At 47.7% G+C, this 14,150-nt stretch carries 14 protein-coding genes; 5 read left to right on the plus strand and 9 right to left on the minus strand.

Annotated features, from left to right (window positions below; all coding sequences use genetic code 11):
* Window positions 1-33: 33 nt before the first annotated feature.
* The 4 genes from L4D06_RS12415 (at window position 34) to L4D06_RS12430 (ending at window position 4,847) form a co-directional block, all read left to right on the plus strand.
* Entirely contained in the window at window positions 34-264 is a 231-nt protein-coding gene (locus L4D06_RS12415; protein ID WP_274164678.1) for a thymidylate kinase, read from the plus strand.
* 287 nt (window positions 265-551) lie between these two features.
* Entirely contained in the window at window positions 552-2,375 is a 1,824-nt protein-coding gene (locus tag L4D06_RS12420; RefSeq protein WP_429739690.1) for an assimilatory sulfite reductase (NADPH) flavoprotein subunit, read from the plus strand.
* Window positions 2,375-4,093 (plus strand): assimilatory sulfite reductase (NADPH) hemoprotein subunit, encoded by a 1,719-nt coding sequence (gene cysI / locus L4D06_RS12425; protein ID WP_429739692.1) that lies wholly within the window; start codon window positions 2,375-2,377, stop codon window positions 4,091-4,093. The genes L4D06_RS12420 and cysI overlap by 1 nt, the downstream gene beginning before the upstream one ends.
* On the plus strand, window positions 4,086-4,847 hold the full coding sequence (locus L4D06_RS12430) for a phosphoadenylyl-sulfate reductase (RefSeq protein WP_274164681.1): 762 nt from the start codon (window positions 4,086-4,088) through the stop codon (window positions 4,845-4,847). The genes cysI and L4D06_RS12430 overlap by 8 nt, the downstream gene beginning before the upstream one ends.
* A gap of 93 nt (window positions 4,848-4,940) precedes the next feature.
* On the opposite strand, the gene L4D06_RS12435 is transcribed toward L4D06_RS12430, so the two are convergent.
* The 3 genes from L4D06_RS12435 to L4D06_RS12445 all read right to left on the minus strand — a co-directional run bounded on the left by L4D06_RS12435 (window position 4,941) and on the right by L4D06_RS12445 (window position 7,369).
* Window positions 4,941-5,648 carry a hypothetical protein gene (locus L4D06_RS12435; protein WP_429739695.1) on the minus strand — a complete coding sequence of 236 codons (708 nt, stop codon included), beginning with the start codon at window positions 5,646-5,648 and terminating at the stop codon, window positions 4,941-4,943.
* Between the two features lie 609 nt (window positions 5,649-6,257).
* Window positions 6,258-6,416 carry a hypothetical protein gene (locus tag L4D06_RS12440; RefSeq protein WP_429739697.1) on the minus strand — a complete coding sequence of 53 codons (159 nt, stop codon included), beginning with the start codon at window positions 6,414-6,416 and terminating at the stop codon, window positions 6,258-6,260.
* A 50-nt stretch (window positions 6,417-6,466) separates the two neighbouring features.
* Complete coding sequence (locus L4D06_RS12445) at window positions 6,467-7,369, minus strand: LysR family transcriptional regulator (RefSeq protein ID WP_429739699.1); 903 nt, start codon at window positions 7,367-7,369, stop codon at window positions 6,467-6,469.
* 211 nt (window positions 7,370-7,580) lie between these two features.
* On the opposite strand from L4D06_RS12445, the gene L4D06_RS12450 reads away from it, so the two are divergent.
* Complete coding sequence (locus tag L4D06_RS12450; protein WP_429739701.1) at window positions 7,581-8,354, plus strand: hypothetical protein; 774 nt, start codon at window positions 7,581-7,583, stop codon at window positions 8,352-8,354.
* 126 nt (window positions 8,355-8,480) lie between these two features.
* Here L4D06_RS12450 and L4D06_RS12455 read toward each other — a convergent pair whose 3' ends face one another.
* From L4D06_RS12455 to L4D06_RS12480, 6 genes are all read right to left on the minus strand, one after another.
* Complete coding sequence (locus L4D06_RS12455) at window positions 8,481-9,065, minus strand: DUF2380 domain-containing protein (protein WP_429739703.1); 585 nt, start codon at window positions 9,063-9,065, stop codon at window positions 8,481-8,483.
* Between the two features lie 5 nt (window positions 9,066-9,070).
* Window positions 9,071-9,952, minus strand: coding sequence for a quinoprotein dehydrogenase-associated putative ABC transporter substrate-binding protein (locus L4D06_RS12460; protein ID WP_429739704.1), 882 nt, complete (start codon window positions 9,950-9,952; stop codon window positions 9,071-9,073).
* A gap of 9 nt (window positions 9,953-9,961) precedes the next feature.
* The gene (locus L4D06_RS12465) at window positions 9,962-10,339 is read right to left on the minus strand and encodes a hypothetical protein (RefSeq protein WP_274164688.1); all 378 of its coding nucleotides are present in this window, start codon (window positions 10,337-10,339) and stop codon (window positions 9,962-9,964) included.
* 81 nt (window positions 10,340-10,420) lie between these two features.
* Entirely contained in the window at window positions 10,421-10,870 is a 450-nt protein-coding gene (locus L4D06_RS12470; RefSeq protein WP_274164689.1) for a plastocyanin/azurin family copper-binding protein, read from the minus strand.
* Between the two features lie 125 nt (window positions 10,871-10,995).
* Window positions 10,996-12,804: a methanol/ethanol family PQQ-dependent dehydrogenase gene (locus tag L4D06_RS12475; protein WP_274164690.1), complete on the minus strand. Its 1,809-nt coding sequence runs from the start codon at window positions 12,802-12,804 to the stop codon at window positions 10,996-10,998.
* A gap of 542 nt (window positions 12,805-13,346) precedes the next feature.
* On the minus strand, window positions 13,347-14,141 hold the full coding sequence (locus L4D06_RS12480) for a quinoprotein dehydrogenase-associated SoxYZ-like carrier (protein ID WP_274164691.1): 795 nt from the start codon (window positions 14,139-14,141) through the stop codon (window positions 13,347-13,349).
* Window positions 14,142-14,150: the final 9 nt, after the last annotated feature.

The raw sequence follows: 14,150 nt of genomic DNA on the forward strand, positions 1-14,150 counted from the left end.
CCCTCTGTTTTGGTACGTGAACAGGAAGGCGCAATGACAAAATCAGAACTTCGTTCCCTCTATAGTCAGGAAATGCTGGTGGAGGCGGTGGTAGAACCTTCGTTATCCCGCGATGGGTGGATTGTCGAGTTTCGCCATGCGAGAGGTGGGCTTGTGCCGCTGACAGACGGTAACGGCTTAGAGCAGTGTTTTGGTGATGTGGATATCGCCACTGAAAGTGCTCTGGATATTGGTTTTCATCAAGTGCGTATCGTCGACGTATAACGCATTCCACGCTTTTTCTCGCCATGTCGAGAAGACCTGCTTTTCTTTCTGGCAATCGTGTTTGTTCCTTCAACGTGTGCTTCATCTATTGAATGCCATGCCTTAGCGACCCTAGTCCAAAATCCGATCACTTTTGCCTCCCCGTGCGACTAGGTTTATATGCCTGAATGGCTTGATAGTTCGCAGTGGCTCATACTCGCGGTTATAAAACATGCATTTCTATTCTTTCTAGTTATTACGGCGAATAGCTAATCTATGCTCACGAAATAGAAAAGGAATGTCGTGACATGTTACTCAAGGAACTTTCTGCACTGGCAAGCCCGCTTAACGATAAGCAGATCGGTCAACTTCAACAGACCGTGGCAGAACTGTCGCCACAGCAGTTGGCGTGGATTAGCGGATATTTTTGGGGTTTAAGCCAAACACCTGAAGCAGCAGGTAGCAACCCACAACCACTTGCTCAAGCGGTTGCCACTGCGGCAAAGCCTGCGGGTAAGCTGACAATTATTTATGCCTCTCAAACCGGTAATGCGAAAGGTGTTGCTGAAGCACTGGAAGCGAGCGCGAAAGCTGACGGCGTAGACGTGGCATTGTTCTCTGCCGATGATTACAAACCCCGTGATCTGGCGAAAGAGACGCACGTGATCATCGTGGCATCGACCAACGGTGAAGGCGAGCCGCCTGATAATGCGATTTCCCTACACGAATTCTTACAGTCTAAGAAAGCACCTAAGCTCGACAAGCTGCAATATGCAGTGATTGGTCTGGGTGATTCAAGCTACGAATTCTTCTGCCAAACCGGTAAAGATTTTGATGCTTTCCTCTCTAAGCAGGGTGCAAAAGCGATTGTGCCGCGTCTCGACTGTGACGTGGATTATGACGCTGATGCAGAAACTTGGAGCGCAGATGTTCTGAGTAAAGTGAAAGACACCATTGGTGGTGGCGTTGATGAAGTGGTTGTTCCTCTTCACGCCGCAACCACTGCAGGTGCTGCATCGGCTTATAACAAACAAAATCCTTACGCGGCAGAGCTTGTGACTAACCAGAAAATCACCGGTCGTGATTCTGGCAAAGATGTTCGCCACATCGAAATTGATTTGGGTGAGTCTGGTTTAACCTACCAGCCGGGTGATGCACTTGGCGTGTATTACAGTAATAGCGCAGAGTTGGTCGATGAAATTCTAGCGAAAGTGGGTTTGACCGGCGATGATAGTGTTGACGTGGCAGGCGAGTCTTTGTCGCTACGTAAAGCACTCACCGATAAGTTTGAAATTACATCAGCAAACCCACAACAAGTCGCTGCATATGCAGAGCTGTCAGGCAGTAAGAAGCTGCAGAAACTGGCTGAAGACAAAGACAAGCTTCGCCAGTATGCCAATAATACCCAAGTAGTGGATGTGCTCGGCGAGAAGAAAACCAAGTTGGCTGCAGAGCAGTTGATTGGTTTACTGCGCAAACTCACGCCGCGCTTATACTCCATAGCTTCAAGCCAAGAAGACGTGGGTGAAGAAGTGCACCTAACGGTCGGGTTGGTTGAGTTTGAAAACGGCGACAACACCCGATTTGGCGGTGCATCAGGCTTCTTGGCACAGCGCGCTGAAGACGCTGAATCTGTAAAAGTGTTTATCGAGCACAACAACAATTTCAAACTGCCTGCTGACGACAATGCGCCGATTATCATGGTGGGCCCTGGAACCGGGATCGCACCGTTCCGCGCCTTCATGCAAGAGCGTGATGCGCGTGGTGCAGAAGGGAAAAACTGGCTGTTCTTTGGCGATCGTACCTTCACTCAAGATTTCCTCTACCAAGTCGAGTGGCAGAAATTCCTGAAAGACGGTTTGTTGACCAAAATTGACCTCGCCTTTAGCCGAGATCAAGCCGAGAAAGAGTACGTTCAGCATAAAATCCTTGAGCAATCTGCTGCGGTTTGGCAGTGGCTACAAGAAGGCGCATACCTTTACATCTGTGGCGACGCAACCCACATGGCGAAGGATGTCCATGAAGCATTGATTAATGTTGTAGAGCAGCAAGGTGGAAAAAGCCGAGAAGACGCAGAAAGCTATTTGAATGAACTGCGTAAGGCCAAGCGCTATCAAAAGGATGTGTATTAATGAGTGACAAGAAAGTTGAGTTGGGTACAGAGCTTGGCCCACTAGCGGACAATGAGCGCCTTAAAAGAGAAAGTAATTTCCTGCGCGGTACGATTGAGAAAGATTTGAAAGACCGTGTGACGGGTGGATTCACAGCAGACAATTTCCAGCTGATCCGTTTCCATGGCATGTACCAGCAAGATGACCGTGATATTCGTGCCGAGCGTCAAAAGCAAAAGCTTGAGCCGCTGCAAAACGTCATGCTTCGTGCACGTATGCCGGGTGGCATCATCTCGCCAGAGCAATGGCTGGCAATTGACAAGTTCGCGACTGAGCACACCATGTACGGCAGTATTCGCCTGACAACTCGCCAAACGTTTCAGTTTCATGGCGTGTTGAAACCGAACATCAAGCTGATGCACCAAACGTTGAACAAGATTGGTATCGACTCTATTGCAACAGCGGGTGACGTGAACCGTAACGTGCTGTGTACCACCAACCCTGTTGAATCAGAGCTTCACCAAGAAGCGTATGAGTGGGCGAAGAAAATCAGTGAGCACCTGCTACCTAAAACACGCGCTTACGCGGAAATTTGGCTAGACGGTGAGAAGGTAGAAGGTCATCAAGACGAAGAGCCGATTTTGGGTTCTAACTACCTGCCACGTAAATTTAAAACCACAGTGGTTATTCCGCCGCAAAACGATGTGGATGTTCACGCGAACGACCTGAACTTCGTGGCGATTGCAGATAATGGCAAGCTGGTGGGCTTTAACGTATTGGTTGGTGGTGGCCTTGCGATGACCCATGGCGATACCGCAACCTACCCACGTAAAGCGGATGATTTGGGCTTTGTTGCACTAGACAAAACCTTGGATGTTGCCGCTGCCGTTGTGACCACACAACGCGATTGGGGTAACCGTTCAAACCGTAAGAATGCGAAAACCAAATACACGCTGGATCGTGTGGGTACTGACGTATTCAAAGCGGAAGTGGAAAAACGCGCAGGCATTACGTTTGAAGCGGTTCGCCCTTATGAATTCACTGACCGCGGCGATCGCATCGGTTGGGTCGAAGGTATTGATGGCAAGCACCACTTAGCACTATTCATCGAAAATGGTCGTCTGCTGGATTACCCGGGTAAACCGCTAAAATCTGGCGTGGCTGAGATTGCGAAGATCCACAAAGGTGACTTCCGCATGACAGCGAATCAAAACTTGATCGTTGCAGGCGTGTCGAAATCCAACAAAGCGAAGATCGAAAAGATCGCCCGTGAGTATGGACTGATTGACGACGGTGTCAGCGAGCAGCGCAAGAACTCCATGGCATGTGTCGCCTTCCCAACGTGTCCACTGGCAATGGCAGAAGCAGAACGTTTCTTGCCACAGTTTGTGACAGACGTTGAAGACATTTTGGAAAAACACGGCTTGGAAGATGAGCACATCATCTTGCGTGTGACGGGTTGTCCAAACGGTTGTGGCCGCGCCATGCTGGCGGAAATCGGTTTGGTGGGTAAAGCCCCTGGTCGCTATAACTTGCACCTAGGTGGTAACCGAGAAGGTACGCGAGTACCTAAAATGTACAAAGAGAACATCACTGACGCTCAGATCCTTGAAGATATCGATGCGCTGGTTGGCCGTTGGGCGACAGAGCGTAACGACGGCGAAGGCTTCGGTGATTTTGTTATCCGCGCTGGCATTATTGCGGAAGTGAAAGTCTCTAAGAGGGATTTCTATGCCTAATTTTCAACTGTCCGATTTGCTTGGCCTGAACAAGGCGCAGCAAATCTTGGAACTGGCGCCAATTAACGCTGAACTGGAAACCCTGTCAGCACAGGAGCGGGTTCGGTGGGCGTTGGAAAATCTGCAGGGCGAATTTGCCTTGTCATCAAGTTTTGGCATTCAGGCTGCAGTTATGCTGCATCTTGTGGTCAAAGAGAAACCGGATACACCGGTTATTTTGACCGACACGGGGTATTTGTTTCCTGAAACCTATCAGTTTATTGATGACTTAACCAAGCAGTTGTCTCTGGATTTACGTGTATATCGCGCGGAACAGAGCTCTGCATGGCAAGAAGCACAATACGGTAAATTGTGGGAGCAAGGCGTTGACGGTATTCAACAATACAACCGCATCAACAAAGTTGAACCAATGCGTCGCGCGTTGGATCAACTGAACGTGGGCACTTGGTTCTCGGGGCTTCGCCGAGACCAATCAAGCTCTCGCCAAACCCTGCCTATTCTTGGTATTCAAAATGGCGTGTTCAAGTTTTTGCCGGTGATCGACTGGACCAACAAAGACGTGCACTACTACTTGAAAGAGCATGGCTTGCCATACCATCCATTGTGGGACCAAGGCTATGTGTCAGTGGGCGATGTCCATACCACGCGTAAACTTGAAGAAGGCATGACAGAAGAAGAGACCCGTTTCTTCGGCCTCAAACGCGAGTGTGGGTTGCATGAAGATGATGTGAGTGGTGACGGCGAAGGGATTTAACCCTCTCAATATTGCCATTGACGAACAAAAAAGTGACGCTTACTAGCGTCACTTTTTTTATGAAAAATTATCCAGCCGAAATACGTGACTTAATTAGTAGTAAACATATTGCCAGTTGGTGCTTCCTGTCCCTCTCACGCAAACGGCATAAGCATATACATTCGAGTAGTAATAGTTATAATTGGCGTAGACATGCCAAGTGTTGCCTGATGGGTAGGAGTTTCGCAACTGATTATAATACCCGATAGAAAAGCCCCCGCCCGTTAAGGTAAAGCCAGATGGACATGTGGCATTCGCGTAGTAGTAATTAGAGCTATAGGCGATGACTCGGTCTAGGTCATCCAAGCCGCCACTGGCATCAGAACAAACAACAGAACCATCGTTGTTGACTGCTTTAATTGCTGTTCCATCGGGACACAATCCGTCGATAACGTTTTGCTTCATGTCCAGCTGTTGTGCTAGCTGCGTTTGTTGCGCTTCTAAAGCCGCGATCAATATACCGTTTTGATCGACCTCAGATTGAAGATCTGACACGTCGCCGTTGGTGCTATTGATTTGAGCTTGAAGGTCTTGTGTTTCAAGCTGGAGTGTTGCAATCGCATCATCAACAGCCACAGCATGACCTTCAAGGCTATCGACTCGTCCCACTAAGCTATCGATTTGGGATTGTAAGTCTGCGACTTGCCCTTGAATGTGTTGGAAGGGTTTTCCATTTGGGGTGCTTCCATTGCCACCTTTAGCCGCCATTGCTGCCATTGGAATGATTGATCCTACGAGTACTGCTACCACTAACCGTTTCATACCTTGTTGCTCCCATATAACGCGCTGTCGATGTTTTTAAGAAGGGACTTTGTTTTCCCGCTTCGACTGAGATTAGTGCGCTTTTGTGCCGGATATGTGGTCAAGGCTGTCTGGTGAAATCTTGAGACGATTTAAATTTGGGTCATCAGGGTGATTACGGGAAACCTTCAAAATGACAGTCAAAATGCGATTCCATGGTGTTTTCTTCTTAATTTTGAGAATTATTATTGGCGTGTAAACGCAATGATTAGGTGGTTTTCGCATTATTTTTTTTTCATGCAAAAAATTTTGGTTTGAACACTTTTGATATGGGGTTAATTACAGGCTTACTCTTTAATGGCATGTGTAAATAAAAAGTCATTGTATGAAATGTTTATACTTTTCTTTTTTAATTAATGACTTACCTATAGCTTTCTGTTTTGTTTTCTTTTGGGGTTGTGAGGTTTACTGTTTGTTGAGATTGCGATTAAGCGATGATCTGGCTGAGATTTTTTTATACCGAATGGGGTTTCTGACTAGAATGGTTTGATGTGAAAATCAGCAGCGCTGATTGTTGAGTCAATCAGGAGATGAATGGCGAAAGCCTTCAGGTATATTCCGCATAGTAGGTTACGGATAGTGCTCAAACGTTCGTTCTACGTCCTTATAGCACTGCTCTCGGTCTGCGTTATTGCGGATATTCGAACAGTCACTTTCCGCTATTCCACGTCCTATATCTGCACTGCATGCGCTGAGCAGAAGTGTTAAAAGCAATATCATCGATTTCATGGTGTGCTCTCCTGTGTTATAGCGTGGCGACACACGTGGCGTATCGCTTGTTATGTGGTGGTGGTGATGAGGTCCATAAGCGTATTTCTCAGCCATTGATTGGCAGGACTGTGCTGATTTCGTTTATGCCAGACGATTTGATGCACCACTTTTTGTGTTTCAAAGGGTGGGGATAACACCTGCAACCCAAATCTCTCGGCATACTTACCGGCCAGTTTTTCACTGGTCATGGCAATACAGTCGCTGTCGCTGACCAACGCCATCATGGATAAAACGGATTCACATTCAGCGCTGATTTTACGCTCTTGCAATATTTCCGTGGTGAAAAAATCTGCTGCATAAAGATTAGATCGACGAACGCGCAGAGTAATGTGTTTTTCCTGATAGTACTGCACTTTACTGATGGTGCTCTGAACCCTTGGATGGTTTTTGGCACAAATCAGTTTCATCGACTCCTCCAATAGCGGTACGGAGGCGTATGACTGGCCGTCGACTTTGCCTATATCAATGGCCAGGTCGGCTTTTTGCAGACTCAGCATCTCCAGCATGTTTTCTTCATTTTTTGGCGTTGGGTTGAACTGAATGGTGCAGTTTCCTAGCAGTTCGGAACGCTCTACCAAGGGCTGGAGAATTTGGAGGACGACTTCATTGATCAGCACATTGAACTTACGGTGGTGCAGAGGCGTGAACTGATTGATGTTGCCCATGGCTTTCGCCATTTGTTCAAAGGCCGGTGAAATATCGCTAGCCAGCTGAACCGCTGCCGACGTTGGACTGATACCACGTCCTTCCCGCACAAACAATTCGACCCCCATTTGCTGTTGTAACCGCTTTAATGCCCCGCTGACACCTGGCTGTGTCATGTTGAGTGCATCCGCAGCAAGCGTAATAGATCGCAGTCTGTAAACATCTAAGAAAACTGAAAGCAGGTTCAAGTCGAGCTTGGAATCCATAAACGTCACACCTCAATACATAGCCAGTAGTTATATTTTTTATAAAGTTATCTTTATTCAAGCTGATGTGTCAACTCGATAACATTTCCACATCGATACACGGCCTTTATTTCACATAAAGAGGGGCAATGACATTGAGTGGTATCGCTAAACACACGCAACTTAAAAGGGGACGTACCGAAGTTCCCTTTGTTATTTCTGGGGAAACGTTATGACAATCTCTTCTTATTCTCGCGCTTTTGCTTTGGTTTCTTTGTCGTTGGGGAGTTCTTCTTTGCTAGCACAAGAAAACAAAGAGGTACTGCAAGACATGTCTGATCCATTGGCAGTTTATACCCAAGGCGGTATGGGTATCACAGACCAAGGGCTGAACTTTAAACTCGGCATGGCGTATGACACCGGTGACCCCGATACCATGGCAATGAATATTTTGGAGCTAAAAGGGTTTGCAGGGGATTTGCTGCATTTGGATGGAAACGACAGCTTTGATTCCTTGCGTTATCGCCATTTCAGTTTGGATACGACGACAGGGCGGGGTTCACAACTTGATGTGAATTGGGATTTTGCCAGTGATCTTGGCAGCGCATCATACAGCTTCATACAGGCGCTACCGCCAATGGGGGATTTGCAGCTTTACCCCCTAGCGGGCGCAGGCTTAACCGTGACTGACACGGCGGAAATTCGTGGCAGTGATAATCCGGTCGGCAGTGTGGGCTATGCGATTCCTTCGACCTACATGGTGGTTGGAACATACGCCAAATACAGCATCAATGATGATATTTGGCTCAACTACAACCCCATGTACATTAATACTTTGAACAGTAACCACTACATGGCTGATTTGATGGATGGTTGGTATCACGAAGTGGCGGCAAGCTATCAGCTTAATCCCCGTCAGAATGTGCGCCTATTCGGTAATTATTCAGACAGTGCAGCGACGAGCAGCAGTGTGGAGTGGCGTTTAGAGTTCAATCACCAATTCTGATTGTTTGTATATAGATAGGATGTCGTCGACCAACAAGGATGTTGGTACTTTACTGAGGTACTGTGACTAATATTTTCCCATCTCCTATCTCCCATCTATTTACGCTACCTATTGCCACTTCAAGGTTTATCGCTGTTGCACCACGTTGAATATTTTCTTGGCCAATGCATTGATCCCACGTTGATTAAGCGTTTGTTGCTGCCCTTTTATTTCCACGATGATTTCAGGTAGTTGCTTCCCCGTTGGTACGTGTACAACATGGGTTATTAAGTATGCGAACAGAAAGCTGGGTTTATGCAGGCGACTGACGACGACCCACTCAGCATCGACGGTTTTCCCTAGCTGGGCTGCGGCTTGTGGATGAGAGAATAAATACCCAAAACCTTGGTCTGCCTTAGCGTGAAGCGAGGAAGGTACGGGTTTCACAATGAGGTCATACTGTGAACTGAGTGTGCTTCTGAGTAAAGGCGCCAATGTCGCGGTGCGGGCTAACTCTGGGGCATTAGGGGCGTTTTTGCTATATTGCGAGTCTCTGAGATTCTCCTGCAAGGTGAGATCATTGAGTTCAAAATCCAGTACCGCGATGGATGCGAAGACAATAGGTACCCAAGCCAATAGCAAAGCAATGAACAACATGATCACGAACGGTTTGATGCCACTTATCGTTTTTTTGACGATAAATGGCACCGCATTGTCCTTATGTTTGTTCATGACAGTTAGTCATCATCATCGCCACCGAAAGGTTTAGATGAGGCTTCAACAACGGGAACACCGTAGTCATTTAAGATCATGGCGATTTGAGGTGCGTTAGCATCCATGGCCATTTCTACGGTTTCTTTCCATGGCCTCTCGCCATACCTCACGCCCATCGACATGGGGAAATCAAATACATTGTTGCCTTCGGAGACCATTGAGATCACCGCAAGATCGGGATGAAATTTGGCAAAATAGCCTGCAATTGGCCCCCAGATCACCAGCATATCGAACTCTCCGTCAGCAACGCGGTTCACCATTTTTCCCGGGTAATCTTCCCCATCACCATTCATGATGCGGAAAAAAGAGGTGTTGCTTTTAAACCCGTTATCTCTCAGCCAAGTTACCGCTGGAGAGGGAGCAAACGCGGCGATATTCAGTGATGTTTTTACGCTGTCAGGGAGAGTCGCGACATCTTGTTGGGTGACAGCCGAGCCTAGTGGGCCATCTTTTTTGAAGATGATCGAATAGGATGAGCGGTAATAGGGTTTCGTTGTCGCCGCAATATCAAACTGAGAGGGAACACCGATGACAAGATCGCACGCGAATCGACCGTTATCATCTGACCAATTTTTCAAGGTGTTGCGGATAAAACCCATACGCTGAGGAAACCAAACGTATTCCACATCGAGTCCCCAATATTCGCCCAACTGTTCAGCGATTTTGTTCTCGAACCCTTGCTGATCTTTGTTTGAATACGGGAGGTTATTGGGGTCCGCACAGATTCTTAACTTGTCTGGCAGAGGTGACGGCGTTGAGATGTTTGCTGCTGCCAATGCCGGAGAGAGTATGAAGGCCAGTGACAAAGTGAAGAGGGCAATACAGCGATTAGAAAACGAGTTCATCTTTGCCTCCTATTGGACTTGAGTGATTTGTTGGGCGACGAAGCATTGCTGATCCGCTTCATCGCGAATCGCAAGCAGTTCGCCTCTTGCGGTGCGGCTGTCTTTGGATGAGCGGAAGTAGCCACCGCGTTCGCCACGCATGTTACGCAGGCGCAAGAAGGCATCGGCATGAATATAGTCATCAAAGGTGAGTTGGTTGGCTATTTTGTCTATCACACAGCTACAACCGTACATGTTGACGTAAGAGGGTCCGCCCTTCAGTGCCATGCATTCTTGAACGAATTTGACTCTTTCGAGTGTGGGATAGTCATTGGCGTTCGCCGGCGAGGAGAGTGCCAGTAGTGCCAAACCAATGAGCGAACTTACCGTTTTTACTGCTTTTAACATAAGCTGCCTCCTGCAATCTACTTGCGACGTCTTGGTGTTAACGTCTATGTGACGACGTCTATTGCGTAACAATAATTGGCTTTACAATAATCCCTGAGCTTGAAGCTGCTTACGGAATTTCTTCAGTAGCCCTTTGGCGGGGAGTAATGACTTATCTTTTTTGATCTCTTCCATGTAACTGTCAATGATGCCGTCTATGTCGCTTGGGTTACCCACCAACAAAACACCGCCCATTCTCGCCCCCCAGTGCGGTGTGCATTTATAGACGTAAACCCCTTCGTTTTCGAAGACGAAGCTCACATCGACACCCATCTCGGTTTTAATTTTTTCAGTGCCTTCAGGCACCATTACATCAATGGTTTCGATGAGATGTGCGGGCATGTTTGTCCATGAAACTCGGTCACCCGGCTGCAACACCACGACCATTGGTGCGAATTTCACGCCGACAGCCTGTATTTCAAATTCTTCTGCATATCCCTGACTTGTTAATCCAAGTAACAAGCAAATTGACCATAAAAAACGTCTAGCCATACAAATTCCTTTTTCGCATTAACGTTTAACGATAACGTTGAGTGTAGAGGGGAACCTCTTTACTCAACGAGTAGCATTGCGTCGAAATTGAGAAAAGGGGAGTTAAACTCCCCTTATAGTATTGATTAGTTAGGCAGTGCAAAAACAGTCAACACGCCGCCAAGCTGGGTGTAGTCTGACAATTTACGATATGCACCTACGGCGCCAAGTCCGTCAGTATCACCTTCGAGACCCGCGGCCATACCGATACCAGCCCAGCCACCCACACCGGAAAGAACCGCGATGTATTGCTTGCCGTCGTGAACATAAGTATTCACGTTCCCGATAATGCCGGACGGTGTTTTGAAGCGATAAAGCTCTTCACCGGTTTTTTCGTCCACTGCTTTGAGGTAGCCCTCAAGTGTGCCGTAAAACACCACACCACCACCGGTCGCTAGCGCGCCACTCCATACTGAGAACGGCTCTGGGATTGACCAAACAATCTCACCTTTTTCCGCATCCCAAGCAATGAAGTTACCTAGGCCACCGTGGCTATCCGGGGCTGGGAACATGGACAGCGTCGCCCCAACATAGGGTTGGCCAGCGGTGTACGCCACTTCAAATGGTTCGTAGTTCATGCACACATGGTTAGTTGGTACATAGAACAAACCCGTACGCTCACTGTACGTAGCGGGTTGTTGGTCTTTTGAACCCAGTGCTGCTGGACAAATGCCTTTGGTATCAACATCTTCACCATTTTGACCCGTGGAATATTTAGCAACGACTTGTGGACGACCTGTTTCCATGTCGACATGGGTTGCCCAGTTCACAGCAGGGTCAAATTTCTCCGCAACTAATAACTCACCAGTGGCACGATCGAGTGTGTAGCCAAAACCGTTACGGTCAAAGTGAACCAGTAGTTTGCGATCTTTGCCGTTGAACTTTTTATCAACCAAGATCATTTCGTTGATGCCGTCATAATCCCACTCGTCGTGCGGTGTCATCTGGTAGAGCCATTTGGCCATACCCGTGTCAGCATCACGCGCTATGATGGTCATGGAATATTTGTTGTCGCCAGGGCGTTGAGAAGGGTTCCACGTACTTGGGTTACCCGTTCCGTAGTAAACAAGGTTCAGCTCAGGGTCGTAAGTAAACCAACCCCAAGTGGTACCGCCACCAATTTTCCATTGGTCGCCTTCCCAAGATTCAAGGCTTGAATCTTTGCCAATAGGCTTAAGCATCTCTGTGGTTTTTTCGGGATCAACAAGCATTTCGTCATCTGGTCCTGTGCTGTATGCACGCCAAGCTACGCTGCCATCTTTGGTGTTATAGGCTGTGAGGTAACCGCGGACACCAAACTCACCACCACTGATCCCTGTGATGATTTTGTCTTTAACGACCAATGGTGCATTGGTGTTTGTGCCGCCAGATTTAGGATCGCCATTAACGACTTTCCAAACCACCTCACCGGTTTTCTGATCGAGAGCGACCAAGGTGGTATCGGCTTGTTGTAAGTAGATTTTGCCGTCTGAGTATGCCAGACCGCGGTTGACCGTATCACAACACATCACAGCGATAACGGATGAGTCCTGTTTGGGGGAGTACTCCCAAATCAGCGCTTTGGTTTTTAGATCAATCGCGAAGACTTTGTTGGGGAAAGGTGTGTGAATGTACATGGTGTCACCCAACACAAGCGGCCCGCCTTCATGACCGCGCAAAACGCCCGTTGAGAACGTCCATGCGACTTGAAGATCTTTCGCGTTTTTTGCATTGATCTGATCTAGTTCACTGTAACGTGTTCCGGAATAATTACCGCCCCACATCACCCACTGATCCGGATCTTGCTGTAATTTCAATAGCTCGTCGTTTGCCTGAGACGCTGCTGGAAACAGCAGAGTTAGGGAAACAGTTGCTACTGCGAGCAAACTGCTTCGCAACCTTTTTACACCTATCATATTTACTTCCTCCGTGACAGCGAGTGCTATTGAGCGCTTGGTGCTCAAAGGCACATCAGCCCTTTGTTGTCTCAATTTTTGATGGGCGCAATCCGCGGGTTGTGAGTGACGCTATTTGGGCCAGGACTCAACATATGACGGAGCATAAGATTGTGTTTATGGCTTGTTGGCGATCTACAACATGCGGTCTCGCGTTTCAGCATTGACCCCGAATGCCAATTCATTCCAACATCGGATGAAGCGACAATGCTTGCCGCACATTCGTAATGAAGTGTCGTCATCAAAACGTTGGTGAATTGAGTTTATGGCAGCTTTTGAGGTTGTGTGAGGAGCAAAGGAGCACAACACTTTTGTTGCAAGGCAATAATGTCGAATAGCTGATATTTGTCGATTAAATGATTGATAAATAATGATTAAATTTGCGGGTGTCAACGTGGTCTTTGAGAGATTTCAATGCAAAGGCACAGATGCCGTCTCTGTCTTTTCAGTAAGATACGACATCTTAATACCCTTGTTTTTTGTTGGGATTTATTACATCACATTCAAATGTCCCATTCGCGGGAAAATTCTCGTCCCATTGAATCTTTAACATCGGCTTTCAGTGTTCCTTGTTTGTTTGCATCAACATGGAACGTGAACGTCGGGTTCTCGCTGATCGATATGCCACCGTTGAATTGCATCACAGGATCGCCATTGAGGGTGATCTGCACATCGCTGACGTAATCCGAAGGGATCCAGTGGCGTGTGACTTGATCGATCTGCAGGCCACTGTAGTTGGGGTGACTGATCAGCAGTTGCAGCATGCGCGTATCAGTATTTCCTAAATCTTTGAGTTTCATTTTGCCCATACGTTGACGAGCAAGCAGATCATCTGCGCCGGCAGGGGCGGAGCAACCGCCCGATGCCTTCACATAGTTGCTTGTCATATGGAGTTTACCGTCGGCGGTTTGTGCAATCACTCGGACAGGGCTGTAGGCGTTGACGCGCACACGCGTAGAGATGTTTGCCACGCCGTTGTTAGGGCTCATGTCGAAGGTCCCGACAATAGGGGAAGGATTGTTATCGACAATAAGATGAATGCGCTTGATCGGATTGGGGTCGTTTTGTCTGACATTCACTTTGATGTCGAGCGGCACTAGCGCGGCGTCGATGGCGCGAACGGGTGAAACCAATTCCACGATGCCATCTTCTAAGATTTGGGGAGATCCCGGAAATAAACTGTCACGTATCAGTGGCCAGTTAACGCTTTCTTGCTGACTTTGTGCCAACAACGACGGCGAAAAAACAGTCAGCAAGGCGGCAAGTAGTGTGGCAAGTAACGCGGGGGTCTTGTTCATGATGAATAC

The organism is Enterovibrio makurazakiensis, assembly GCF_050336585.1.
GTDB lineage: Bacteria > Pseudomonadota > Gammaproteobacteria > Enterobacterales > Vibrionaceae > Enterovibrio > Enterovibrio gelatinilyticus.